Origin of the sequence: Mangrovicoccus ximenensis (genome assembly GCF_003056725.1) — a bacterium.
Classification (GTDB): domain Bacteria; phylum Pseudomonadota; class Alphaproteobacteria; order Rhodobacterales; family Rhodobacteraceae; genus Mangrovicoccus; species Mangrovicoccus ximenensis.
This window is the reverse complement of record NZ_QBKZ01000004.1, coordinates 306,900-331,882: the sequence shown is the minus strand read 5'-3', so window position 1 is coordinate 331,882 and position 24,983 is coordinate 306,900. Positions and strand designations below refer to the sequence as shown.

Sequence of the window (24,983 nt, the reverse complement as noted above, 5' to 3'; positions counted from 1 at the left end):
GCTCTTCCGCCGCACTTCGTCCGGTGGCGAAAGCCGGAACTTGCGCCGGGAGACGCCGTCGAACCGCGGTCCCATGCGGCAGGGTCCGGTGCGTCCCGGCCGCTGCCCTGACCCGACCAAGCAACCGACGTTGCCCAAAGATCGGCCGCTCGGGCACAGCGGGTTCTGCCACCCCGCGCTGCCCAGGCCCGTCCCGGCGGGATCGTCCGCGACATCCGCTGGACCCTCCCCTCCGATGCAGGCGGCGCCACCGCCGATCCGCCTCGGCACAGATGCCCCGGCGGGCTGCCCGAAAGCCTGTTCCGGCAGGAGGCAGGAGCGCCAGAGCACCGGCAAATCGGCAATAACCCGGCAGTTTCCGGCAGCGGGCCCGGCAAAACCCGGAACGATTGCCCCGGCGCCGTCTGTTCATCCGCGTGCCGGTGCAAGCCGCGGGGCCCGCCGCCGTCGGCGCGGTCAGCCTTCCGCAGATCGCCTGCGCGCCGATGGGAGAAGTTCCGCGCCAACCGCTCCGGCTGCCGCGGAACCGGCTCCTACGGCGGGCGGATCAGGCGGTGCTGCTTTCCTGGAAGGCCTCGGAATCGCTGCCGAACTGGGTGGTGTAGAGCTCCGCATAGGCGCCGCCGCGGGCCAGAAGCTCGTCATGCGTGCCCTCCTCGACGACCTCGCCCTGGTTCAGCACCACGATCTTGTCGGCATCGCGCACGGTCGACAGGCGGTGGGCGATGACCAGCGTGGTGCGCCCCTTCGACAGCTTGTCGAGCGCCTCCTGCACCACCGCCTCGCTCTTGACGTCGAGCGCCGAAGTGGCCTCGTCCAGAAGCAGGATCGGCGCATCGCGCAGCAGCGCCCGGGCGATCGCCACCCGCTGGCGCTGGCCGCCCGACAGCAGCGTGCCGCGCGAACCGACATCGCTGTCGAGCCCCTTCGGCATGTTGGCGACGAAATCGTCGACATGCGCCGCCGCCAGCACGCGGGCCAGCTCGTCCTCCGAGACGCCCTCGCGGCCCAGCGTGATGTTCTCGCGCAGCGACTCGTCGAAAAGCAGGCTTTCCTGGGTGACCACCGCGAACATGTTGCGCAGCGTGCCGAGGTCGATTTCCGCCGCCGGGACGCCGCCGATGGTGACGCGGCCCTCGTCAGGGTCGATCAGCCGGGTGATGACGTTGAACACCGTGCTCTTGCCCGCCCCCGAAGGACCGACCAGCGCCGTGGTCTTGCCGGCTTCGGCAGTGAAGGTGGTGTGGCGCAGCACCGGCAGCTCGCCATAGGCGAGGCTGACATTCTCGATCTTCACATCCGGGCGCGGCGGCGGCGCGGTCGCGGCATCCGGCAGGCTGACGATGGTCGGCTTGGTGTCGAAGAGGTGCTTCACCCGCTCCAGCTTGGTCGCGAAGGACTGCCAGCTGCCCGCCAGGTTCGACAGGCGGCGGATCGGTTCGAAGACCAGCAGCATGGCGGTGAAGAAGCTCATGAACTCGCCGACGGTCTTGTCGCCGGAGATGATCTCGCCGCCGGCGAAATAGAGCACGCCGACGAAGCCGATGCCGGTGATCATGTCGACCAGCAGCGGGATCATCGACTTGCCCAGCTGGGTCTGCATCGACAGCGCGATCTGCTCGTCCTGCAGCGTCATGTAGCGGCGGTGCTGGTAGTTCTCGAGCGCGTTCAGCTTGATCTGGTTGATGCCGTGGAAGATCTCGTCCATCCGCACGGTGATGTCCGAGCTGAGGTCGCGCTCGCGCTTGGTCTGGCGGCGCACGAAGCGCTGCACCCAGGAGATCGGCGCCAGCAGCAGCGGCGCGCCCACCAGCGCGATCAGCGTCCATTTCCAGTCGATCGACAGCGCCACCGCCGACAGCGAGATCACCGAGATGATGTCGCGCCCGACGCCGAGGAAGAAGCTGCGCCAGACCGAGCCGATGCCGACCACGTCGCCCTGGACGCGGGTGATCATGTGGCCCGGAGGGTGGTTGTTGTGGAACGCGGTGTCGAGCGACATGACATGCGCGAGCAGGTCGCGGCGCATCTGCGCGGTCGAGACCTGGCCGACCCAGGTCATGATCCGCTTCTGCACCAGGCTCGAGACGCCGCGCACGATGAAGATCGCCATGATCGCCAGCGCGACCCATTTCATCGCCTCGACCTGGCCGCCGATGAAGATCTTGTCGAACATCGGCTTCAGCGTGTAGGCCAAGAGGCCCATCATCGAGCCCTCGAGCGACATCAGGCCGAAGGCGATCGCGACGCGCCACTTGTAGGGGCTCAGGTAGTGCTTCCAGAGCCACGAGATCAGCGGCCAGGCCTCTGCGTCGGGGACTTCGGTCTCGCGTCTGCTCATTTCCGTGTCCTCTTCCAGCTCCGGGTCAGCGCCTCGTGATCGTAGCGCGTGGAGATCCATTCCTCCAGCGATTGCCCGGTCTCGCGGCTTTCCGCCTCGTACACGTCGAGCACATGGTCGAGGATGCCGGTATCGGTGCTGCTCAGATGCAGGTATTTCCAGTGCAGGTGGCGGCGCGCCTCGGCGATCGGCCGGCCCTCGACCACCGCCAGGTAGATCACCGCGGCGAACCCGGCCCGGTCGGAGCCCGACTTGCAATGCATCAGCATCGGCCGTTCGGCCCGCCGCATCAGCCCGATCAGCTCGATGAGGCTCTCGCGCGGCACCAGCTTGCGCGCCGACAGCTCGATGTCGAGGAGCGTGATGCCGTGGCGCGCGCAGGCCTCGCGCTCGAACAGGTAGGGCGAATGCTTCTTCTCGCCGCGCAGGTTGATGATCGTGCGGATGCCCATCTTGGCATAATGCGCGACGCGGCGCGGCGAGGGCTGGTTCGACCGCCAGATGCCCGGCGCGATCTGCTCCATGTTCCACCACACGGTGCGCAGGATGCCGTGATCCAGCAGGTGGAAATGCAGCATCGCCTGGCGCCGCTCGGCCGGGGTGCCGATCCTGCGCCCGTATTTCTTGCGCATCTTGTGCTCGAACTCGCGGAACCGCGCCTTGATCGGATTCATGTACCTGCCGCCATCTGCGCGGTCCCGCCTCGGGAAAAAGGACCGCAAGTGGCGGGGAAATACGCGCTCGGGGGGGATGCATCAAGTCCGCGGCGCAAAAACGCCCACCGAGGCTGGACGCCGTGCAACGCCCGGACTACTCCGTCGGGGTGGTTCGCGCAGGTCGAAAGGTGCGTCATGTCTCTCGCTCACGGTCGTCATTATCTTGCCATCCCCGGCCCCTCGGTCATGCCCGACCGGGTGCTGCAGGCCATGCACCGCCCTGCGCCCAACATCTATTACGGCGCGCTCGCCGACATGACCGACGCGATGATCCCCGATCTGAAGCGCGTCGCCTGCACGGACGGCCATGTCGCGATCTACATCGCCAACGGCCATGGCGTCTGGGAGGCTTCGGCCGCCAACGTGCTGTCGCCGGGCGACCGCATGCTGGCGCTGTGCACCGGACGCTTCGGCTTCGGCTGGGCGGAGACCGCCGGGCGCATGGGCGTCGAGGTCGAGCGGCTCGATTTCGGCCTGCAGGCGCCGGTCGATCCGGCCCGGGTCGAAGAGCGGCTGCGCAATGACCCCGGCCACGGGATCAAGGTCATCACCATGGTGCAGGTCGATACCGCGACCTCGGTGAAGAGCGACGTCGCGGCCGTGCGCGCCGCCATCGACGCCGCCGGGCACCCGGCGCTCCTGATGGTCGACTGCATCGCCTGCCTCGCGGTGGACGAGATGCGGATGGATGACTGGGGCGCCGACGTGGTGATCACCGCCTCGCAGAAGGGGCTGATGACGCCGCCCGGCCTCGGCTTCGTGTTCTTCAACGCGCGCGCCAAGGCCCGCCGCGCCGAGGTGGAGACCGTCAGCATGTACTGGGACTGGGTGCCGCGCTCGGAACCCGAAATGTTCTACCAGTATTTCAACGGCACCGCGCCGACGCACCATCTCTACGGCCTGCGCGAGGCGCTCTCGATGCTGCATGAGGAAGGCATGGAGAATGTCTGGGCGCGGCACGCGACGCTGGCCCGCACGGTCTGGGCGGCGGTCGAGGCCTGGAGCCAGGACGGCCCGCTGGCCTTCAACATCGCCGACCCGGCGCTGCGGAGCCACGCGGTGACGACGCTGCATATCGGCAAGGAGCACGGGCCGCGGCTGCGCCAGTGGCTGACCGACGAGGCGGGGGTGACGCTGGGCATCGGGCTCGGCATGGAAACCGTCGAGAAACGCGATTCCGACGGCTATTTCCGCATCGCCCACATGGGCCATGTCAACGCCCACATGGTGCTGGGCGTGCTCGGCACGATCGAGGCCGGCATGGCCGCGCTCGGCATTCCGCACGGCAAGGGCGCACTCGAAGCCGCCGCCGCGGTCTGCGCGCGGACCTGATGCGGATGGCCCGTCTTTCCGCCGCGCTCGCCGCCGCCTGCCCTCGAGCTCCTGCGCGATGGCGGTGGCGCGGGCGAGGCTGGCGGGATTGGCGGCGATCTGCGCCAGCGTTTCGCCGGTCAGCGCCGAGAGCGGATTGGTGGCGAGGTTCAGCCCCAGCTTGTGCCAGACCAGCGGGCGCACGTAATCGGCGCGGTCGATGGAAATCCCGGCGGCGTCGAGCGCATCGGCCAGGTCGACCGGGCGCGGCCCGTCGGGCACGGTCGGGCCGAGGGCGAGGTGATGCGGGATGGTGGAGACCAGCCGGTCGCCGTCGAAGCTTGCGGTCATCAGCGTGACGGCGCCGACGATCTGCTCGAAGGGCACCATGTTCAGGAGCTTGCCGCCCGGATCGACCGCCTCGACGGCATGGCCGAGATCGTCGAAGAACCACCACGGGATGCCGTTGACCAGCGGCACGACCCGCGTCTGGGGGCCGATCCCGGCAAGGTTCTGGCGGATCGCGGTTCGAGGGCGGCGGCCTTCACGCAGAGGAAGACAGTGCTGACCGGGGCCTCCAGCCGCTCGGTCACGGCGGGGCGGGCATGGCGGGCGCCGTCAAGGTCGGTCAGGTGGATGCCGTCGCGCAGGATGGCCTCGCGGCGTCCGCCGCGGGCGACGAGGGTCACGTCCAGTCCGGCGCTGCAGAGCCGCGCAGCAAGCACCGAACCGATGGCACCAGCGCCGATGATGGCGATGCGGGGCGGGGTCATGGCTGTCTTGCTCCCTCATTAACGTGATTATTCATGTAAAACCGTCCTCGTACCGCTTGTCCATTACAATTGCCGCCCGGGTGCCGGAAACTGCCGCTCACCTTGCGTTGCCTGACCGCTGCACAGGCATGGACGGAAAAATCGCGCTCAAAGATTAATGCAAATGCAAACCGGACGGCAGAGCCCGCGCCGGGGCGGGGCAGCGGATTCGCCGTCAAGGGTCAGATGCCCGCCATCGGCACATCGACTGCGCGGGTGGTCCGGTCGCCCTGGCCGGCAACGCTGCCGCTGCGGCGGAGGGCCGGGCGGCGCAGGGAGGCGATCAGCCGCGTGGCAAGCAACAGCTCGCGGCCGCCATGCCGGATGACCGGGTTCAGGTGGCGGACCGCCGGATAGTCCGGCAGCAGGGGACATTGTTGCAGAAGTCGTGTCGAAGCCCCTTTCCCCGGTCGAGGCCAGGCCGCGCGTTCGATCTCGGCGGTCTGGCGGCCGGGATCTCTCGAGGCAATCGGCTCACCGAAGGATTTGCGGCATCGCATCCGTGCCGCGATCCGGCTCCGGACGTGGTCGCCGGACCATTTCTTCCAGATTGCCCTGCCGATGCGTCGCGTTGCCCGCAGGATATCGTTCCGAAGGATGGCCGCGTCCCAGTCTTCCTTCCAGAGGCGGCCATTTATCCGGATGGGGATGATCGCCGTGCCGCCGCGCGCCCGGATCGCCGCATGGCCCCGCCGGGAGCCGATCACCTCGTCCTTCGGGATCTGATTTCGGCAACTCCGGCAGCATCGGGCTGTTGCCCTCGCGGCTGGAGGTGAATTCCGCCGCCCGGATGTCGCCGGTTGCCGCGTCCATGGCCAGATGGACCTTGCGTTGCCGGCGTCGGCGCTGCGTGCCATGTCGCGCTCCAGCCAGACCTGCAACGACCCGCGCCGCTGGAGGGCCCCGTTGTGCGGTTTCCAGCTCGTCGTTCGGTCGCGGGCCGGCGGAGGCTTCGTCATGGCGGGTGTTTAACCCACGGGATTCACAACGCGAATTCTATATGCAGCCGGGTTCCGCAACAACGCCGCAGCAGGGAAATGGCGAGGACGGCAGGGGCGGGCGGCAGCAGGCTGCTTTCGACGGCCACCATCGAGATGCCGCCGCAATCCGGCGATCTCGAAGCGGCTCGGCTCTGCCATGTGTCCTTGCCGGGGCCGGCCATGATGTCCGCCAGCGGCCGGCCGTTCGCCGCGTGCCAGCCGGCCCGGGCTTCGAAGGCGGTGGTGTTTTCCTCCAGCCATTGCGCCCGGCGCGCCGCGCCGGCGTCACGGGACAGCGCCGCTTCGGCCTCTGCCGAGATGGTGATCCCGAGCGCCCGCGCCTCGTCAAGCATCCCTGAGGCCCGCGCCGCCGATGTCTTGCGTTTCGCGGCGCCGCCCATGCGGCCACCCTCCGTGTCGATACCGCACCGATAGGCCGCCTTTGCCGGCACAGGCGGCAGTGCAGCGACCGGCCCCCGGAAAAGGCGCCGCGCCGGAGAAGGACGCGGGGCAGGGGACGCCCCCCTTGGAGGGGGGGCGCAGGCGGCGGATCAGGCGGGACGCACCTTGATCTCGCCGCCGAGCACCTGGCACTGGCAGGCGAGGCGCTCGTCGCGTGCGGCCATGTTCTCCTTCAGCACCCGCTGTTCCAGCACCGAAGGCTCGGTCAGGTTGCCGGCGCCGTCCTCGATCTTGGTCAGGCAGGTGCCGCATTCGCCCTCGCGGCAGCCATAGGTGATGCCCGCGCCCACCTTTTCGGAGATTTCGATGATGCGGGTTCCGGAAGGCACGTTCACCGTGAGCGCCACGTCGGAGAAGGTCAGCTTGGCAGTGGCCATGGCAGGCTCCTTTCAGGGTCGGAGGGAGGCGAAGTCGAGTTCGCGCGGGGCGGCGGTTCCGGCCAGATGGGCGGCGAGCTCGCGGCCATAGCCGCGGCAGGCCTCCAATTCGGGCGGGGTCGGGCAGAGCTTGACGCGCAGGCCCGGGACCGGGACGCGCAGCTTCGGCCCGGCGAGGAGGTGGTGCGCGTCGACCGCCTGCCCGAAGGCGGCGCGGATCTGGCGCAGGACATGGCGCGGCTTCCCGTGCCGCCCCTGCCCGCGCCCGGTGACATGCTCGACGGGTTCCGCATCATCCGCCCGATCCATGCCAGCGCGCGCAGCCATGTCTTCCTCGCCGAAGCCCCGGACGGCGCGCGGCTGGCGCTCAAGATCCCCGCGGGCGACACCGCCGCGGACGAAGCCTATCTCCGCCGCTTCGTGCTGGAGGAATGGATCGCCCGCCGGGTCTCCTCGCCGCATGTCGTCAAGGCCGCCCCGGCACCGGCCAGCCGCTCGGGCCTCTACGTGGTCACGGAACTGGTCGAGGGCGTCACCCTGCGCCAGTGGATGACCGACACCCCCGCCCCCGATCTGGAAACCGTGCGCGGCATCATCGCCCAGATCGGGCTTGGCCTGCGCGCGCTGCACCGCCGCGAGATGATCCACCAGGACTTGCGGCCCGAGAATGTCATGATCGACCGCGACGGCACCGCCAAGATCATCGATCTCGGCTCTGTCGCCGTGGCGGGCGTCGAGGAGGCGATGCCGGGCGTGCTGGGCGAGATGCCCGGCACCTACCAGTACACCGCGCCCGAATATTTCTCCGGCGACGTAGCCAGCTGGCGGTCCGACCAATACGCGATCGGCGCGATCGCCTACGAAATGCTGACCGGCCGCCTGCCCTACGGCGCGCAGGTCGCCAAGGTCCGCTCGCGCACCGACCAGCGGCGGCTGGCCTATGCGCCTGCCCGCGACGACGACAGCAGCCTGCCCGGCTGGGTCGACCTGGCGCTTCAGAAGGCCTGCCATCCCGACCCGCTGCGCCGCTACGATGCGCTGAGCGAATTCGCCGCCGACCTGCGCCGCCCCTGCCGCGAATGGCAGAGCCGCCGCCATGTGCCGCTGATGGAGCGCAATCCCGCGCGCTTCTGGCAGGGCGTCTCCGGGCTGCTGGCACTGGCGCTGGCGGTGTCGCTGGCGACCCGCAACTGACCACCAACAGGAGGACGACCCATGAAGGACATCGCAACCGACGAGCTCTTCACCAAGGAAGACGCCACCGCCGCCATCATCCTTGCCAAGAAGAAGGCCGGGCTGAAATGGGAGGAGATCGCCGCGAAGATCGGGATGAACCCGGTCTGGACCCATTCCGCCTGCATGGGGATGAACGCCTTCCCGCAGGACAAGGCCGAGGCGATCGTGGCGCTGCTGTCTCTGCCCGCCGAGGCGGTCGACGCGCTGACCGAAAGCCCCACCAAGATCTGGGAACAGGCCGTGCCGACCGATCCCTGCATCTACCGCTTCTACGAGATCGTCGGCGTCTACGGCCCGACGCTGAAGGCGCTGATCGAGGAGGAGTTCGGCAACGGCATCATGTCGGCGATCGATTTCGACATGTCGGTCACCCGCGTGCCGAACCCGAAGGGCGACCGCGTCAAGGTCGAGATGTCGGGCAAGTACCTCGCCTACAACGCCTGGTGATCACCGCGCGCCATGCGCCAGCTTCGCCGCCTCCGGCAGGCGGCGAAGCGCCATCATCGCCCAGCCCCCCACGACGGGGCCGGGCACCAGGATCAGGAAGGCCCATTGCCAGCCGCCCAAGGCATCCGCCATCACCGGCACGATGCGGATGGCCAGCAGCGTCAGCCCGAAGCCGATCCCCATCTGCATCGTCAGCGCCGTGCCGATGAGCCGGCTATCGGCCAGTTCGGTGACCGCGGCCGAGAATTGCGCGCTGTCGCCGATCACGCTCATCCCCCAGATCACCGCGACGATCAGCAGGAGCCAGCCCGGCCCGTCGAAGGCGAAGCCGATCAGCAAGGCGCAAGCCCCCGACACGGCCATCATCCCGGCGGTGGTCAGGCAGCGCCCGATCCGGTCCGACAGCCAGCCGCCCAAGAGGCAGCCGATCACGCCGGAGCCCACGACCACGAAGGCCAGAAGCGACGGCGTCCCCGCCGGGAACGGGTCCAAGCCCCCGGCAGCAGCCGCAGTGCCGAAGGCGAGGATCCAGGCCCACATCGCATAAAGCTCCCACATGTGGCCGAAATAGCCGAGATTCGCGAGGAAAACCGGCCTGTCGCGCAGCACGCGCAGGGCTTGGTGCGGATCGAAGGTGGCGCGGCCGAAGGGGAACGGTCCCTCATGGACCATGAGCGCGAAGATGGCGGCGCTGCCCAAGGTGAGTGCCGAGGTGGCCATCACCACGGATTGCCAGGCCACGCCGTCGGTCAGGCTGCGGATCAGATGCGGCATCGAGGAGCCGAAGGTCAGCGCCCCGATCAGCGCGCCGAGCGCCAGCCCCCGCCCGGTGCGGAACCAGGTCGCCATCAGCTTCACCGCGGGCGGATAGACCCCGGCCAACGCAATTCCCGTGACCGCGCGGGCGAGAATGGCCATGAAAGGCGTCGGCGCCACCAGCAGCGACAGGTTGGCGGCCGCGGCCAGAAGCGCCGCCAGCGTCATCAGCCGCTGCATCCGCATGATGTCGGGCAGATTGACCAGCGACGAGCCGAGCGCGCCGATCACGAAGCCGCCCTGCACCGCGTTGGTCAGCCAGGCGGCCTGTCCGGGGCTGAGCTGCCAGTCCGCAATCAGCTCTGGCAGGATCGCGGTGGCCGAGAACCAGGTGGTCATCACGCCCACCACCCCTGCGCAGATCAGCCCCAGCATCCGCCAGCGTCCTGATTCGACTGGCTGCCCCGCCATTGCACCGCTCATCGCCGCCCCTCCCGAGCTTTCCTTCGGGTGCATCGTCACGGCTTGGGACCGGCGCCGCAAGCCAGACCATCCTCCCGGTCGGTCACGTCCCGGACAGGGCAGCGAAACATTGGCGGAAAGCGGGCGCAAAAGCAGAAAGGGTCGCCCTTCTGGGCGACCCTTCCGAGAGTTTGGAGGCAGGCCGGTCAAGACCTGTCGGTCAACTGCGATCCGCGACCTTGCGGGGATTGCCCCTAGGTGCGGCCCTCCGCAGCTGTTCCGGCCTCTTTCTCCAGGATCTCTCTCGACACTGGATCACCTCCTTTCATCTGTTTTAACCTGAGCTCAGGCTGCCATGAAGGAGATTAATCGCAAATTAAAATCCGACCTCGGATCGTCACTCAGGCGTGATGTGCGTAACGAGCAGTCAAAGCGCGGAACGGAATCAGCGCGACGATCGCCAGCGAAATTTTCACCATCCAGTCTGCTGCGGCAAGGGAAATCCACAGCGGCACGGCCGGACCCGCGCCAAGCAGGGGAATCGCCTCGCTTGCCCAGGACACGTCGTTGCCCGGCTCGAGGAATGCGAATCCCCCGGCGAAGGCGACGGAGAAGAAAATCGCGGTATCGAGCGACGCGCCGATCAGCGTGGAGGCCAGCGGCGCCTTCCACCAGGCGCCCGAGCGCATCCGGTCGAAGACGGCGACATCCATCAGCTGGGCGGCGAGGAAGGCCAGGCCCGAGCCCAGCGCGACGCGGAAGGTGACCAGCGGGCCGAACTCGCCCGTGATCTGGGAGCCGACCAGCGAGCAGGCGACGCCGACCGCGAAGCCCGCCCAGACGATGCGCCGCGCGTCGCGGGGCCCGTGGATGCGGTTGGTCAGGTCGGTGACGAGGAAGGCGAAGGGATAGGTGAAGGCGCCCCAGGTCAGCCATTGGCCGAAGAGGTGCTGCACCAGGATGTTCGAGGCGACGACGATGGCCGCCATGGCAAGGATGCCGGGCAGAAGGCGTGACATGGGCATGATCCGTTTTGGCAAGGTCGCGGAGACTTGGTCCCGGACCGGGACAGCGCCCGATAGTCCGTCCGGCCCCGCAATGCAAGGCCGGACGTGCCGGAATGTCGCAGCTCAGGCCAGCAGCGCCTCGATATCGGCCGGTCCGACGGGGCGGATGCCGGTCGGGTTCAGCGCCTTGATCGAGTAGTAGCCGCGGGTGATGTGGTCCATGTTGACCGTCTCGCGGACGCCCGGAAGCTCCAGCACCCGGCGGGTATAGGCCTTCAGCCGCGGATAGTCGGAGATGCGGCGGCGGTTGGTCTTGAACAGCCCGTGATAGGCCGCGTCGAAGCGGATCAGCGTCACGAAGAGCCGGATATCGGCCTCGGTGAAACGCTCGCCGAACAGCCAGTCGCCGGTCAGCCGGTCCTCGAGCTTGTCGAGCGTCGCGAAGACCCCGGCCACGGCCTCGTCATAGGCTTCCTGGCTGGAAGCGAAGCCGGCCTTGTAGACGCCGTTGTTCAGCGTGTCGTAGACCTCGGCGTTCAGCGCGTCGATCTCGCCCGCGATGTCCTCCGGATAGAGCCGCAGACCCGACGGCACGATGCCCTCGAAGGCGGTGTCGAACATCCGCACGATATCGGCGCTCTCGTTGCTGACCATTGTGCCGGTCTTGGTGTCCCACAGCACCGGCACGGTGGCCCGGCCCGTGTAATGCGGATCGGCGCGGGTATAGAGCTGGTGCAGGTGGCTGTAGCCGAACAGCGGATCCTCGTCGGCGCTGTCATAGCCGCCGAAGGCCCAGCCCTCGTCGCCGATCGTCGGATTGACCACGGTCACCGGGATCAGGCTGTCGAGCCCTTTCAGCTTGCGGGCAATCAGCGTGCGCGACGCCCAGGGGCAGATCAGCGCGACATAGAGCCGGTAGCGGCCCGGCTCCGCCTTGAAGCCCCCCGTTCCGGTCGGGCCGGCCGCACCGTCCGGGGTGATCCAGTTGCGGAAGGACGAGATCTGGCGCACGAAGCGGCCCTTCTCGTCGGCTTTCTGCACCGGTTGCCAGTCCTTGGTCCATTTTCCGTCGACGAGCATGGCTCAGGCCTCCTTCGGGGTGATGTCGAATTCGGTGCCCCAGGGGTCATGGAGCACGGTTGCATTGCGGCCGGTGCCGTCGAGGATCTCGACCGAGGCCAGGCCGGTGGCGGGGAACTGGCGCATGGGCGCGTTGCGGCTGTTCCAGATGTTCCCGGCCAGGTGGTGGTGGTAGCCGCCCGAGCCGAAGAACAGCGCGCCGGGATAGGTGCTGGTGACGTCGAAGCCGAGCTCGCCCGAGATGAAGTCCTGTGCCTGCGGCAGCGCGCCGGCCTGCAGGTGGACATGGCCGATCACCGTGCCCTCGGGCGCGCCCTGCCAGGGCGCGGCGGCCGACGCGGCGAGGCTTTCCAGATCGAGCGGATCGGTGCTCATCTTCACCATGCCGCCCTTCACTTCCCAGGTGTCGCGCGGCCGGTCGATATAGATCTCGATGCCGTTGCCCTCGGGGTCGGCGAGATAGAGCGCCTCGCTGACCAGATGGTCCGCGGCACCGTGCAGCCCGACACGGGTCCCGGCGGCATGGCGCAGCCAGGCGCCCAGATCGGAACGCTCGGGCAGCAGGAAGGCGGTGTGGAACAGCCCGGCCTCGCGGCGCGAGGATTTGCGGGCCGCCTTGTCGCGGCGCAGCTCGACCAGCACGCGGCCGCCGGCGCCGTAGCTTGCGGTTTCGCCATCCTTGCCCATCGGGGCAAGGCCGAGGACGTTCTGGTAGAAGGCGCCGGTGCGGTTCAGGTCATGGACCGTCAGGGCGACGCGGCCGATTTCGAGAGGGGCGGAGGAAGTTGCCATTGTCTTGTCTCCTTGCGGGGCGCCGGCCTGCGGCGCTGCGTTTTTCTGTTGACGGGAAGATGCCCCTTGTGCGCCCAGAATGAAATCGCGATTATGGCGTATATCTATCCATATTTTGTTCCGAAAGGCAGCCATGGATCTGATCGACGGTCTCAAGGCCTTCGTGGCCACTGCGCAGAGCGGCTCCTTCACCGCCGCGGCGGAGCGGCTGGGCATGTCGAACCGGCTGACCTCGAAATATGTCGGCGAGCTGGAGACCCGGCTGGGCGTGCGGCTGCTGCAGCGGACCACGCGCAAGGTCGGGATCACGCCGGCGGGCGAGCGGCTGCTGGCGCGGGCGCCGGCGCTCCTCGACGAGCTCGACGCGCTGATCGGCGAGGTGACCGAGGACACGCGCGGCTTTTCCGGGGTGATCCGGGTCTCGGCACCGGTGACCTTCGGCGAGATCTTCGTGCGCGAGCTCCTCGGCCGGTTCTGCGCCGAACATCCCGACCTGGTGATGGATCTGCGGCTCGACGACGCCCATGTCGACCTGGCCTCGGACGGGATCGACCTGGCCTTCCGGATCGGCCAGCCCGAGGTGGCGGCGCTGACCGCGCGGCGGCTGGGGCAGATCGGCAGCCGGCTGGTCGCCGCCCCCGCCTATCTTGAGCGCCACGGCATGCCCGCCCATCCGCGCGACCTGGCGGCGCATCGCTGCATCGTCGACACCAACCGCCGCGCCGCCGATCGCTGGGTGCTGCATGGCAGCGACGGCGAGCATGTCATCCATGCCACCGGCCATCTCTTCGCCAACAGCGCGCGGGTGGTGCGGGATCTGGCCATTTCCGGCCAGGGCATCGCCTTCCTGCCGGATTTCGTGCTGCCCGAGGCGCTGGAAGCGGGAGAGCTGGTGCCCCTGCTCGACGGCTACGCGGGCGAAACCATTCCGGTCAGCGCGGTCTGGCTCGAGGGCCGCAGCCTGCCGCGCAAGGTCCGCGCGCTGGTCGATTTCGCCCGCCGGGACTTCGCGGAGCGCCTGCGCCGCTGACAGGGCGGCAGCGCCCCGACCTCCGGCAAAACTGCCCCGTGCGCCGCCGCTGCCGCCGCTGCCGCCGGCCCCCGCATCCGGGCTGAAGCTGAAGGCGCCGCCGTCATAAGCGCCGTTGCCGCCCCGTCCCGCCTCGGAGGTCACGGAGATGCCGGGCGCGCTGCTGCCGGTGGTGGTAACCCTGCTGCCGGCGCCGCCATCGCCTTCTGAGAACGTCAAAGCGACCTTCCCCATCGAGCCGCCGCTGCCGCCGGCGACCTTGCTTTCGCCGTCCTTGCCGTTGCCGCCCGCACCACCCTTCTGGCGGATCAGGATCCCGGCCGTGCCCTCGGCAAAGGCTGCGAGGGTGCTGTCCTCGATCCCGAGAGTCACGTCCTGGCTGCCGCTGCCTTTGCCGCTGGGATAGTCCTCCTTGCCGTCGCCGCCGGGCTGTGCGCGCTGGTTCAGCACCAGCGCGCCGCCGCCGCCGGAATGGCTTGCCCCCGCGGCCGCCGTGACGCTCACATTGGCCCGGGTCAGCGTGACGTCCTGCGCCCCGGCCTGGCTTGCATTGCCGTTGGCGTTTTGCTCGCTTGGGGTGATGCCATGCAGCGCGCTGCTTTCGACATAGACGCCGATCAGTCCGGAATCGACCTGGGACGCGCCGAAGGACAGCGTGACATCGGTATCGCTCAGATCCGCCGTCACCCCCTCCATCGTGACTTCGCCGTAGTAATTCTGGTAGTTGTAGAGCCCCAGCGCGCTGAACCCGAAATCGTGGCTGACCGTCAGCGCCAGCCCGTCCCCCGCCGAGAGCGCGGCGGCAGAGGTCGAAAGCGTCAGGCTTCGCGCGCCCCAGCCCTCGACGTTCTGGTAGAGCGCGCTCCAGAAATCCCTCGTCCCGGATGCCGTCACATCATGGCTGAATTGCGTGTTCACCGCGGAATATGGCGTTCCGACCAATTCGGGATTTGCAAGGGCGAAGGGGCCGGCAAGGCTGGAGGCAAGGGCAAGCGGAGCGATCAACTGGGGGCGGGCCATGGCTGCAAAGGCCTTTCGTTCGGCAAAGGGCATCAAAATGCATGAACAATTCAGGCAAGATTGTGTTTAATTAAGTTAATATTAATAACTTATGCAACAAAAACTTGACTTAGCGGAACATTGCGGCCGAAAAGAAAACTTTCCGGGCCTTGGATTTCACAGAAAATCCCATTTTATTCAGAAGCTTGCGCAAGGATCGCGAAAATCAAAGCTTCCGGCCGGATCGCCCGGCACGCCGGTCCGCCGAAATCAAGTTGCAGCAGGACTGCCGCACGGCGTTGAAGGCAAGGCCGTTCTGGTGCGCTCCGGGACAATGCCATCCAAGCTTGCCCAGCCGTCGACCGTGCACGACGCCCCTCTGTCCCGCCGGATCGGCCCGGTCGCGACCTCCAGGCGATCTTGCGGTCAGCCCCGTTTGCAGGGCGTCAACCTCTTCGGCGGCGGCCGACACCCCAATTGGCCGGGTTTGACCGCTGCGGGCCTTGTTGAGGCAAGCGTGCGCTCACCGCCTCGGGTCTATCGCTGGAGGCTGCCGACGGGTCGACAGGCTCGGGAGACGGGGGCCGGGATGCGGCAGCCCGCCACCAGCAGCTATTGCCGCTCATCACGGGGGAATCGTACGGACCGTGGCTCCTGCGGGCCTGCGCAAACCCTGAAACGGGCGTGCCGGACCAGCCCGCCGATCGCGACAACGGTGACGGTTCGGTCCGCAAAGACGCAGCCCCGGGCGCGGAAAGGCGGACCGGCGGCGAGGGCGAGCCTCCTGGTCTCGCAGCCCCTGGCACTCTGCTCGCTGAGACCGGAGCGCTGGGTTTTGGCCCTTCTGCGCGCAGGAGATGTCGTCGAGAATGATCAAATCGAAATTTCCGGGCCCGGCCAAGGCAGCCTGAAGGGGCACTGTTGCACAATTCAGCTCACGGCCAGAACCTTCCCCGGACAGACTTGTTCCAGGGCCACGGTGACCGGGATGCCCAGTGCCGTGAAGCGGTTGAGGACTGAGCGGCAAGCGCCATCGGTCCGAGCGCAGCCGCGAATGACCCGGATCTGGAGCTCGGCAACTTGGCGGTCGAAATCCCCTGACAGCTGGCGCTGGCCGGGCAGCTTCACGCAGGTCGTCCAATCGCCGAGGGAAAGGTCCCCCGGACCTTTTCCCGGTCCGGCCCATATCTCCCCCCTGCTCCGGCGGTGGTCCCCGCTCCAGGTCCGCCAGGACGCCCGGCCAAGATGCCTTGCCGCGCGCAGGATCTCGTTTCGTGCTCGGCGACGGCGTCGTGGCAGGCGTGCGTGTCGCAGGCGTCACCAGCGGTGCTCGAACCGGTGGTGCATCCGCTGGCAACTCGGCTGTTACCGTGGCGATCTCCTGATCCGGGCCAATCTGCGTCAAGAGCTCCGGCAGCATCCCTCGCCGGTTCGCCCGAACAGATGGCGCGCAGCGGCTCGCAAGCTCTTCCAGTTGGTCGTCTTCGGTGGTCTTCTCATGCTGCCCGGCTAGCATGCTCGCTTCACAAGATGAACCCTCCTGGATTTGCGCAACACCGCCACCTCGACCTCCAAACCCTTGATGCCCGCCAGGTTCGCCTCTCCCCGCACAGGCCCCCGAGGTCCGGCACCGCTGCAGGCCATGCATGACACAAGACTGCAACCTCACGGAAACAATCGAAACGCCAATGGAAACAAGCCGGACACATCCATCCCCCAGAATCTCTCCGATGGCGGCGGACGGTCCGGCGCCGCTACCGGAGAAACGGATATGGCCGAAGATATCGAAGACACGCTGATATTTGTCCGCGATAGCGGCGAGGCCGCCATTGGCGGCTTCGGAAATGACCTGATGAATGCCGATGATGTCGTCCAGACAACGACCGCCGCAGGCGACTCCGAATGGCGCTATGTCCCGGTGCGGCGCATGGCCGTCGAAACGGACGGCGACATCGCCGGCAATTTCAGGGACACTGCCGAGGGCGAAACAGGGATGGCCGCCGATCCCTACGCCTTCTACAATTTCCAGGTCGATCTGGGCTGAACGCCCGCAGGTTTCCTGCGACCGGACGCGGGCCACGGCCAGACCGGCTGTGTCGGTTCCGTGGCCCCCGGTCTTCCGGTGACTTGCGGCACGTCCGGACGCGGCGAGGCGCTGCAGGAGACCGACAGCCCCCGTTGGGCGCCTGCCGGCAGAGCGCCCCGCCGCCCGTGCCGACACCCGGAAGCGCCGCAGACCGCATTTCCGGAGGTCCGGCCTCCCGTGGCGCCGCCGAAGAGCTGGCCGGGGTCGTCTCGCTCGCCATGGCGCCGGACGAGCCCGGCGCCGAGATCCGGCTGAGCTGGCGCGGCGAGCCGATGAGCGTCTCGGTGCTGGAGCGCACCCTCGCCCAGCCGCTCGATCCCGAGACCGACACGCTGACCGGCCGCGAGGTGCTCGACCGGCATGGCAGCGAGATCTGGCCGGAATGGGACCATGACGGCAATTCCTGGCTGACCATCCCGATCCATGCCGCCCGCCCGGTGCCGTCGGCCGCGCCGCCCAAGGGCTTCGTGCCCGAACGCAACGCGGTCTATGATTTCGATCTCCTGGCGCATACCGACCACGCCGCCGTGGATGCGACGCCGCTGTCGCGGCTGACTTACGTGATCTTCGACACCGAAACGACAGGGCTCGACCCGAATGGCGGCGACGAGATCGTCCAGATCGCCGCGCTGCGCGCGGTGAACGGGCGGCTGGTCCCCGGCGAGGTGATCGACCAGCTGGTCGATCCGGGGCGCCGGATCCCCCCCGGCTCGACCAAGATCCACGGCATCACCGACGAGATGGTGCAGGGCCAGCCCGGCATTGCCGAGGCCGGGGCGTATTTCCACCGCTTCGCCCATCGCGCGGTGCTGGTGGCGCATAACGCGCCCTTCGACATGGCTTTCTTCCACCGCCACGCCCCCGCGATCGGCGCCGCCTTCGACAACCCGGTGCTCGACACTGTGCTCCTGTCGGCGATCCTCTTCGGCCAGCAGGAGGAGCACACGCTCGACGCGCTGGCCGCGCGCTTCGGCGTCACCATCCCCGAAGAGGCGCGCCATACCGCGCTCGGCGACACGCAGGCGACCGCCGAGGTGTTCCTGCGGATGATCCCGATGCTCGAGGCCAAGGGGCTGCGCACCTTCGGCGACGTGCTCGACGCGATGGCGCGCAATTCCCGGCTGATGCGCGAGATGACGGCGCGGGTCGGGGCCTGAGCCTCAGCCCGCCGGGATGCCCGCCACGGCGACGCCGAAGCAGAGCAGCGAAAGCGCCCCGTGCCAGACCGCGCGGAGCCGCTCGCTGCGCTCCCAAGCGGTCAGCATCGCGACGAGGCATTGCAGCGCGTAGAACAGCGCGAAGGCCCGCGAGGCCAGCGCCACCAGCGCGGTGACATCCGTCGCCCAGATCACCGAGACCGCCACCGCACCGATGGCGATATAGGCGTGGCGCGGCGTGACATGGCCATGGGTCGTGTCCGACACGAGCCCGCTGGCGCCGAGGGAATCCGCCACGGCTGCGCTGAACTGGCTGGCGATGGCGCCGAAGGCGACCACGAAGGGCAGGACCGGCGAAACCCGCCCGATCACCTCGATCACCCCGGCGACATCGGCGCCTTGGGGGAAGAACGGATAGAGCGGGATCATCAACGCGAAGAACACCAGATAGACCGCCGAGGACAGGCCCTGCGCCCGCTTCATCGCCCTCTCCCTTGTCGGCGCATCATAGAGCGAGCCCATGAAGCGGGTCGTCTCGAAGCCCTGCACGACGATCAGGAGCCCCATCAGGAAGCGCAGCGTGTCCCAATCGAACTCCGGCGCCGCCCCGGGATCGCTCCAGACATAGCCTTCGGGCAGCCGCGCCGCGAAGAGCCCGAGCGCCGCCAGCAGCGCGGCGATGGCGGCGAGATTGGCGCTGACGGTGAAGCGCTCGGCCTTCTCGACGCCCTCGAGCCCGCGGACCACCCCGGTCAGCGCGATCGCCGCGACCAGACCGGTGGCGATCAGCGCGGCGAAGCGCGGGTCGGCGATGCCTGCGAGCTTCGCCAGGAAGCTGCCGAGCAGCACCAGGTAATAGGCGACCGAGATGAAATAGGCGCCGGTCAGCACCAGATGCGACAGGGTCTCGATCGAGGGAATGTGGTGGCCGCGCGGCGCCTCGGCACAGCGGGCCTCGCCATGGCGGATATTGTAGCGGATCGCGCCGCCGATCAGCCAGGCGATGCCGGTGAGCGCCGCCATGGCGGGCACCGCCCAGAGCCCGATCCGCCCCGCCACCAGCGGCACCGAGACGAGGAAGCCGCTGCCGATGATCGAGGCCAGCGGCGTCAGCATCGCCCGCCAGGCCCGGCTCGCCCGGAGCGGCCCGAAGGCGAGGACGGAGAAGACCGCAGCCAGGACGGCGGCGGCGAGAAATTCGGTCAGGTCCATCGGTCAGCGTCCGGATTTCAGCCGTCCGGCGATCCCCGCGGGGAAGAAATAGACGCTGAGGATGAAGAGGAGGCCCAGCCACATCAGCCAGCGGTCGGGTTCGAGCAGGACCGCCAGCGCCGGCAGGTCGGCGGCAACCGCGCCCTGTGCCGCCGCCATCAGGTCCTGCAGGTAGCCGCGTGCCAGCATGAACAGCGTCACGCCGATCACCGCGCCCCAGACCGTGCCCATGCCGCCGATCACCACCATCAGCAGGAGGTCGACCATGATCGGGAAGCCCAGAACCGTGTCGGGCCCGACATAGCGCAGCCAGACCGCATAGAGCGCGCCCGCCAGCGCCGCGATGCCCGCCGAGATGCAGGTCACGGCGATGCGGTAGCGCACCACGCGGTAGCCGATCGCCTCGGCGCGGAACTCGTTCTCGCGGATCGCCTGCAGCACGGTGCCGAAGGGCGACACGGTCAGCCGCCGCATCAGCGCCAGGAGCACCAGCATCGAGGCGAAGACCAAGTAATAAGCGGCGAGCTTGCCGTTGGCGCGCACCTCGGAGAAGAGGCTCTCCATCGGCGCATCGCCGAAGACCACCCCGGGCAGAGCTGCCGGGTCGAGGCCCGGCAGGGGATCGGGCAGATAGGCCGCCGACGGGCTCAGGGCCCGCGGGATCTGGAAGCTGAGCCCATCCTCGCCGCCCGTGAGCCCGGAGAGCTGGCTGACCAGAACGGCGACGGCCGAGGCCACGGCCAGCGTGATCATCGCGAAGAAGATCGCCCGGACGCGCAGCGAGAACAGCCCGATCAGCGCCGCCAGCACGACCGCCACCGCCATGCCCGCCCCGGCCCCGAGGATCAGCCCCGGCGCCTCGCGGCCCAGATGCACCGAGGCCAGCGCCACGCCATAAGCGCCCATGCCGAAGAACATCACATGGGCGAAGCTGACGATCCCGGCATAGCCGAGCATCAGGTCATAGGACGCCGCGAGCACGATGAAGACGCAGATCCGCGCCGCGGTGTCCATTGCGCGCACGCCCGGGAACAGGAAGGGCGCGGCGGCCAGCGCCGCGAGGATCACCGCCACGACGGCGATCAGCAGCCAGGAGCGCGGCGCGGTCATCGGCGGCCTCCGGCAGACATCATGCCCTCGGGACGCCACATCAGGATCAGCACCATCAGCGCGATGTCGCTGACCAGCGCGGCCTTGGGCTCGAGGAAGGCGACATAGTTCTGGGTCAGGCCGACCAGCAGCGCACCGAGGAAGCAGCCCTCGACCGAGCCGAGCCCGCCGATGATCACCACGATGAAGACGAGCACCATGATCTCGGCTCCCATCGTGGCGGTGACCACCTCCTGGTAGAGCCCCCACATCACGCCGCCGAGTCCCGCCAGCGCCGATCCGGCGATGAAGACGCCGACGAAGACCAGCCGCAGCCGGTAGCCGAGCGCTTCGACCATCTCGCCGTTCTGCACGCCCGCACGGACGATCAGCCCGATGGTGGTGTGGCGCAGCACCGCACGGATCGCGAGGAAGATCGCCAGGCCGAGCCCCACCGCCATCAGCCGGTAGGTTTCGATCGCGGCGCCGTGGAAGGTCAGCGCGCCCTTCAGCATCTCGGGCCGGGCGATGAAGATCTCCGAAGGGCCCCAAACCACGTGGATCATCTGCTCGGCGACGATCAGACCGCCCATGGTGACGAGGATCTGCTTGAGATGCGCGCCGTAGACCGGACGGATGATGATCCGCTCGAAGAGCCCGCCGAGCAGTCCGGTCACCGCCATGGCGGCCAGCGCGGCAAGGCCGACCAGCGCGAGGTTCGCGGCAAGGCTTTCCGCGCCCGCCAGTCCGGGAAAGGCCAGCAGGACCGTGATGCCGGTGAAGGCGCCGATCGCGACGAAGGCGCCATGGCCGAAATTGATCACGTCCATCAGCCCGAAGACCAGCGTCAGCCCCGAGGCCATGACGAAGATCATCATCCCCATGGCGAGGCCGGACACGGTCAGCGTCAGCCAGGAGGACAGCCGGACATCGAAGGGCGCGAGGTCGAAGACCCGGGTGCGCAGCGTGCCGTCCTCGTTCAGAACCGGCTCCAGCAGCGGCCAGGAGGCCTGCGCCCAGATCCCGAGATAGCCCAGCAGGATGGCTGCCGGGACCAGCAGCCAGGGGATCAGCGGGCGCAGCCGGCCGGACAGTCCGGCCCGCTCGATGCGCGGCGCATGCGCCGGTGCGGCATCGCTCATCGGTGGCCCTCCAGGTGCAGCCCCATCAGCCGGTCCTGCAGGCCCGCGTCGCCCGCAAGCTCCGCCATCCGCCCGGACCAGACGGTGCGGCCGTCATCCATCACCGCCGCGTTCTGCCCGAGTGCCTTTGCCACGGCGAAATTCTGTTCCACCATCAGGATCGTCGCCCCTTCCGATTTCAGCTGCCTCAGCGCGCCGACAAGCACCGAGACGACGGCCGGGGCAAGTCCCTTGGTCGGCTCGTCGATCAGGTAGAGCTGCCGCGGCTCGACCATGACGCGGGCCAGCGACAGCATCTGCTTCTGACCGCCCGACAGCGTGCCCGCGGGCCGATGCCAGAAGGTGCCGAGCGCCGGGAAGGCCGCGGTCAGCCAGTCGATCCGGTCCTGGCGCATGCGGCGCGTCCGCGCGCCGAGCCGCATGTTCTCCGCCACCGTGAGATCGCCGAAGATGCCCATCTCCTCGGGAACATAGCCGATCCCCGCACGCGCGATGGCGGACGGCCCCATGCCGCCGAGCTCCTGTCCGGCAAAGCCGATCCGGCCCTGGCGCAGCTTCCACAGCCCCATGATCGTGCGCAGCGTCGTGGTCTTGCCCGCGCCGTTGCGGCCCAGAAGCATCGTCACCTCGCCTGCGGGCACGTCGAGATCGACGCCCTGCAGCACCTTGTAGCGGCCGATATCGGCATGGACCGCCGAAAGCGCCAGAAGCGGCGGGTGCCCGGGCCCGGGCCCGGGCGCGGCCCCGTCCTGCTCCGGCTCCTTGGCGGCGTGGCGGAAGAGCGGACGGCGCTACGCCCTTCATCACCGCCGGGTTCCGCGGCTCGCCCGCGCTGATCGAGATGGGCCATGCCACGGCAGCGAAATGGCAGGCGGCCGGGCTCGGCCCGCTGCAGCGCCTCGGCGTGCAGCAATACATCCATGTCACCGACAGCCGCGAGGACGCGCTGAAGGCCGCAGATTGCGCCCGCTTCGTCGGCCGCATGGCCGGAGGTCTGCGCAGCCGCGACATTGCGCGGACCGGCGCGATGATCGACGCCCCGCCCCTGCCGGACGAGCCGTCGCTCGAGACGATCGCGCAGAACATCATCATCGGCCCGCCCGAGCATGTGGCCGAGCGCATCGCCGCCGAATGCGCCGCGCTGCCGATCACCCATTACAACACCTTCTTCCAGTTCGGCGACATGCCGCTCTCCATGGCCGCGCGGTCCTTGGAACGCTTCGGCGCCGAGGTCCTGCCGCTCCTTGCGACGACCCCCGAACTGGCCGTCGGCTGAAACGAGGATCCGAAATGACCCAACATGCACAGATCGGCAGCATGGCCGCCCCGGCGCTGCCCGAGATCCTGCGTGCCGTCCATGCCGGGCGCGGCCAGACGCTGGAGGACAGCGAGACCCTGCCGCCCGCCGCCTATGCCAGCCCCGAATTCTACGAGCTGGAATGCGAACGCATCTTCCGCCCGGGCTGGCTGGCCGTCGGCCATGTCGCGCAGGTGCCGGAGGTCGGCGACTATGTCTCCATCGAGGTGCTGGGCGAACCGCTGGTCGTGGTTCGCGGCAAGGACCGCATCCGCGTGCTTTCCCGCGTTTGCCTGCACCGCTGGGCGCCGGTGGTCGAGGGCGCGGGCAATGCCAAGCTCTTCTCCTGCCCGTTCCACCGCTGGGGCTACGACCTCGAAGGCAACCTGCGCACCGCGCCCTTCATGGAGCAGGCGCGGAACTTCGACAAGAAAGGCATGAAGCTGCCCGAGATCCGCTCGGAAATCGTTCTGGGCACCATCTACGTCAACTTCTCCGGCGATGCCGAGCCGCTGGCGCCGCGCATGGCGGGGATGATCGGCGACTGGGCGAACATTCCGCATGACGAGCTGATCGTCGGCTACGAGACCCAGTTCCATTGCCCGTTCAACTGGAAGATTGCGGTCGAGACCTTCATGGAATGCTACCACCATATCGGCGCGCATTCCCGCACGCTCGAGCCGCACAATCCCGCGCGCCTCAGCTGGGGCGAGGACATGGCCGACCCGGACCAGGCCTTCGTCACGCTGCGCCATCCGCTGCGCGAGGACCTGCCGACCGAGACCAACCTGCAATCCGGCCTGCCGGTCTTCGACGGCTGGACCGAGGACCAGATCCGCACCGGCAGCCTCTACCACGTCTTCCCGATGAACCTGATCGGCACCTCGGTCGACGCGGTGCGCTGGACCTCGATCCTGCCGCGCGGCGCGAATGACACCTGGTGGGTGCGGCTGCATCTGGTGCGCCGCGAGGCGGCCGAGCTGCCGGAATTCCAGGACATGATGGCCAAGGCCAAGGAAAACGGCGCGGTGATTGCGGGCGAGGATGTCGAGGTCAACACGCTGCAGCAGATCGGCGCCGCCTCGCGCCTCGCGCAGCCCGGACGGCTCAGCCATCTGGAAAAACCGGTCTGGCAGCTCGCTGACTATATCCGCGACCATATCGGGGAGACGGTGTGATGGACTATGCACGGCTCGGCCGTTCCGGCCTCGAAGTGTCGCGCATCTGCCTCGGATGCATGAGCTACACCGTCACCGGCCCCGACCAGAAGCACGGCTGGCTCTTCGACGAGGAGGCGAGCAAGCCCTTCTACCGCAAGGCGCTGGAACTCGGGATCAACTTCTTCGACACGGCGAACGGCTATTCCGCCGGGCAGAGCGAAGAGGTGCTGGGCCGGCAGGTCATTGCGCAGGTGCCGCGCGACGAGGTGGTGATCCTGACCAAGGTCTTCAACCGGATGCGTCCCGGGCCGAACGGCGCGGGGCTGTCGCGCAAGGCGATCATGGACCAGATCGACGGCAGCCTGCGCCGTCTCGGCACCGACCATGTCGATGTCTACATGATCCACCGCTGGGATTACGCGACGCCGCTGGAAGAGACGCTGGAGGCGCTGAACGACGTGGTGAAGGCCGGAAAGGCGCGCTATCTCGGCGCCTCGTCGATGTTCGCCTGGCAGCTCGCCAAGGCCGTCGAGGTGCAGAAGGCCAACGGCTGGGCGCGGTTCATCGCGATGCAGAACCATCTCAACCTCCTTTACCGAGAGGAAGAGCGCGAGATGCTCCCTTTCTGCCGCGATGCCGGGATCGGGGTGATCCCGTGGAGCCCGCTGGCCCGCGGCCGCCTCGCCCGACCCTGGGGGCAGGGGTCGGAGCGCTTGGCGCAGGACGGCTATACCCCCGCGCTCTACGCCGCCGAAATGCCGGAGGAGCCGGTGATCGCAGGCCGCGTGGTCGACCTGGCCGCGCGGCTGGGCGTCAAGCCCGCGCAGGTGGCGATGGCCTGGCTCTGGCAGAAGGACCCGGTGGTCGCCCCGGTGATGGGCGCGACCAAGCCAGCGCAGCTGGAAGATGCCGCCGCCGCGCTGTCGATGGTGCTGTCCGCGGATGACGTCGCCTTCCTCGAAGAGCCCTACCGCCCGCGCCCGGTGATCGGCTTCTCGTGACCGCGCCGGACGTTCTCGTGCTCGGTTCCGG

23 protein-coding genes and 2 pseudogenes are annotated in these 24,983 nt (G+C 68.4%); 10 read left to right on the top strand and 15 right to left on the bottom strand.

All coding sequences use genetic code 11. The annotated features are described in order from the left end of the window. Positions 1 to 547: 547 nt before the first annotated feature. Positions 548 to 2,341, bottom strand: coding sequence for an ABC transporter ATP-binding protein (locus tag C7T91_RS10730; protein WP_108259216.1), 1,794 nt, complete (start codon positions 2,339 to 2,341; stop codon positions 548 to 550). Continuing rightward, a complete protein-coding gene (locus C7T91_RS10725; protein ID WP_108259215.1) occupies positions 2,338 to 3,015 on the bottom strand; it encodes a fused DSP-PTPase phosphatase/NAD kinase-like protein in 678 nt (225 codons plus the stop codon). Before C7T91_RS10725 ends, C7T91_RS10730 begins: the two co-directional genes overlap by 4 nt. Before the next feature lie 177 nt (positions 3,016 to 3,192). Between C7T91_RS10725 and C7T91_RS10720 the strand changes: the two genes are divergently transcribed. Beyond that, positions 3,193 to 4,389 carry a pyridoxal-phosphate-dependent aminotransferase family protein gene (locus tag C7T91_RS10720; RefSeq protein WP_108259214.1) on the top strand — a complete coding sequence of 399 codons (1,197 nt, stop codon included), beginning with the start codon at positions 3,193 to 3,195 and terminating at the stop codon, positions 4,387 to 4,389. Between the two features lie 371 nt (positions 4,390 to 4,760). On the opposite strand, the gene C7T91_RS10715 is transcribed toward C7T91_RS10720, so the two are convergent. From C7T91_RS10715 to C7T91_RS10695, 4 genes and pseudogenes are all read right to left on the bottom strand, one after another. After that, a complete protein-coding gene (locus C7T91_RS10715; protein ID WP_108259213.1) occupies positions 4,761 to 5,141 on the bottom strand; it encodes a 2-dehydropantoate 2-reductase N-terminal domain-containing protein in 381 nt (126 codons plus the stop codon). Between the two features lie 470 nt (positions 5,142 to 5,611). Then, positions 5,612 to 6,041 (bottom strand): annotated as a pseudogene (locus tag C7T91_RS10705) (transposase); the annotation flags it as partial. A 121-nt stretch (positions 6,042 to 6,162) separates the two neighbouring features. Next, a complete protein-coding gene (locus tag C7T91_RS10700) occupies positions 6,163 to 6,561 on the bottom strand; it encodes a type II toxin-antitoxin system CcdA family antitoxin (RefSeq protein WP_108259212.1) in 399 nt (132 codons plus the stop codon). A gap of 150 nt (positions 6,562 to 6,711) precedes the next feature. Then, the gene (locus tag C7T91_RS10695; protein ID WP_108259211.1) at positions 6,712 to 6,999 is read right to left on the bottom strand and encodes a 2Fe-2S iron-sulfur cluster-binding protein; all 288 of its coding nucleotides are present in this window, start codon (positions 6,997 to 6,999) and stop codon (positions 6,712 to 6,714) included. 183 nt (positions 7,000 to 7,182) lie between these two features. Between C7T91_RS10695 and C7T91_RS10690 the strand changes: the two genes are divergently transcribed. Together C7T91_RS10690 and cynS are read left to right on the top strand one after the other, a co-directional pair. Further along, positions 7,183 to 8,193, top strand: coding sequence for a serine/threonine protein kinase (locus C7T91_RS10690; RefSeq protein WP_161555845.1), 1,011 nt, complete (start codon positions 7,183 to 7,185; stop codon positions 8,191 to 8,193). Positions 8,194 to 8,214: 21 nt separating this feature from the next. Further along, on the top strand, positions 8,215 to 8,682 hold the full coding sequence (cynS, locus tag C7T91_RS10685; protein WP_108259209.1) for a cyanase: 468 nt from the start codon (positions 8,215 to 8,217) through the stop codon (positions 8,680 to 8,682). Here cynS and C7T91_RS10680 read toward each other — a convergent pair whose 3' ends face one another. The 4 genes from C7T91_RS10680 to C7T91_RS10665 all read right to left on the bottom strand — a co-directional run bounded on the left by C7T91_RS10680 (position 8,683) and on the right by C7T91_RS10665 (position 12,779). Further along, positions 8,683 to 9,873, bottom strand: coding sequence for an MFS transporter (locus C7T91_RS10680; RefSeq protein ID WP_236638158.1), 1,191 nt, complete (start codon positions 9,871 to 9,873; stop codon positions 8,683 to 8,685). A gap of 428 nt (positions 9,874 to 10,301) precedes the next feature. Next, positions 10,302 to 10,919 (bottom strand): queuosine precursor transporter, encoded by a 618-nt coding sequence (locus C7T91_RS10675; RefSeq protein WP_108259207.1) that lies wholly within the window; start codon positions 10,917 to 10,919, stop codon positions 10,302 to 10,304. A gap of 111 nt (positions 10,920 to 11,030) precedes the next feature. Next, the gene (locus C7T91_RS10670) at positions 11,031 to 11,987 is read right to left on the bottom strand and encodes a glutathione S-transferase family protein (protein WP_108259206.1); all 957 of its coding nucleotides are present in this window, start codon (positions 11,985 to 11,987) and stop codon (positions 11,031 to 11,033) included. A 3-nt stretch (positions 11,988 to 11,990) separates the two neighbouring features. After that, a complete protein-coding gene (locus C7T91_RS10665) occupies positions 11,991 to 12,779 on the bottom strand; it encodes a VOC family protein (RefSeq protein ID WP_108259205.1) in 789 nt (262 codons plus the stop codon). A gap of 133 nt (positions 12,780 to 12,912) precedes the next feature. On the opposite strand from C7T91_RS10665, the gene C7T91_RS10660 reads away from it, so the two are divergent. Beyond that, entirely contained in the window at positions 12,913 to 13,809 is an 897-nt protein-coding gene (locus C7T91_RS10660; protein WP_108259204.1) for a LysR family transcriptional regulator, read from the top strand. 148 nt (positions 13,810 to 13,957) lie between these two features. Further along, entirely contained in the window at positions 13,958 to 14,215 is a 258-nt protein-coding gene (locus tag C7T91_RS31560) for a hypothetical protein (RefSeq protein WP_145962846.1), read from the top strand. A gap of 1,523 nt (positions 14,216 to 15,738) precedes the next feature. Here the strand turns inward: C7T91_RS31560 and C7T91_RS35370 are convergent. Further along, positions 15,739 to 16,086 (bottom strand): annotated as a pseudogene (locus tag C7T91_RS35370) (hypothetical protein); the annotation flags it as partial. A 364-nt stretch (positions 16,087 to 16,450) separates the two neighbouring features. Between C7T91_RS35370 and C7T91_RS10655 the strand changes: the two are divergent. Beyond that, complete coding sequence (locus C7T91_RS10655; protein WP_145962844.1) at positions 16,451 to 16,852, top strand: hypothetical protein; 402 nt, start codon at positions 16,451 to 16,453, stop codon at positions 16,850 to 16,852. A gap of 167 nt (positions 16,853 to 17,019) precedes the next feature. Beyond that, the gene (locus tag C7T91_RS10650; protein ID WP_236638157.1) at positions 17,020 to 18,051 is read left to right on the top strand and encodes a 3'-5' exonuclease; all 1,032 of its coding nucleotides are present in this window, start codon (positions 17,020 to 17,022) and stop codon (positions 18,049 to 18,051) included. 3 nt (positions 18,052 to 18,054) lie between these two features. Here C7T91_RS10650 and C7T91_RS10645 read toward each other — a convergent pair whose 3' ends face one another. Genes C7T91_RS10645 through C7T91_RS10630 form a run of 4 tightly spaced genes read right to left on the bottom strand, consistent with a single transcriptional unit; the run spans position 18,055 to position 22,159 of the window. Beyond that, positions 18,055 to 19,263: a hypothetical protein gene (locus C7T91_RS10645; protein ID WP_108259202.1), complete on the bottom strand. Its 1,209-nt coding sequence runs from the start codon at positions 19,261 to 19,263 to the stop codon at positions 18,055 to 18,057. A 3-nt stretch (positions 19,264 to 19,266) separates the two neighbouring features. Further along, positions 19,267 to 20,373 (bottom strand): branched-chain amino acid ABC transporter permease, encoded by a 1,107-nt coding sequence (locus C7T91_RS10640; RefSeq protein ID WP_108259201.1) that lies wholly within the window; start codon positions 20,371 to 20,373, stop codon positions 19,267 to 19,269. Further along, positions 20,370 to 21,494 (bottom strand): branched-chain amino acid ABC transporter permease, encoded by a 1,125-nt coding sequence (locus tag C7T91_RS10635; RefSeq protein WP_108259200.1) that lies wholly within the window; start codon positions 21,492 to 21,494, stop codon positions 20,370 to 20,372. The genes C7T91_RS10640 and C7T91_RS10635 overlap by 4 nt, the downstream gene beginning before the upstream one ends. Continuing rightward, on the bottom strand, positions 21,491 to 22,159 hold the full coding sequence (locus C7T91_RS10630) for an ABC transporter ATP-binding protein (protein WP_236638156.1): 669 nt from the start codon (positions 22,157 to 22,159) through the stop codon (positions 21,491 to 21,493). The genes C7T91_RS10635 and C7T91_RS10630 overlap by 4 nt, the downstream gene beginning before the upstream one ends. 176 nt (positions 22,160 to 22,335) lie before the next feature. Between C7T91_RS10630 and C7T91_RS32455 the strand changes: the two genes are divergently transcribed. The 3 genes from C7T91_RS32455 to C7T91_RS10620 are packed head-to-tail and all read left to right on the top strand — an operon-like array spanning position 22,336 to position 24,952. Next, positions 22,336 to 22,770, top strand: a complete 435-nt coding sequence (locus tag C7T91_RS32455; RefSeq protein ID WP_161555844.1) for an LLM class oxidoreductase — start codon at positions 22,336 to 22,338, stop codon at positions 22,768 to 22,770. A gap of 14 nt (positions 22,771 to 22,784) precedes the next feature. Next, entirely contained in the window at positions 22,785 to 23,969 is a 1,185-nt protein-coding gene (locus C7T91_RS10625; protein ID WP_161555843.1) for an aromatic ring-hydroxylating oxygenase subunit alpha, read from the top strand. Beyond that, a complete protein-coding gene (locus C7T91_RS10620; RefSeq protein ID WP_108259197.1) occupies positions 23,969 to 24,952 on the top strand; it encodes an aldo/keto reductase in 984 nt (327 codons plus the stop codon). Before C7T91_RS10625 ends, C7T91_RS10620 begins: the two co-directional genes overlap by 1 nt. Positions 24,953 to 24,983: the final 31 nt, after the last annotated feature.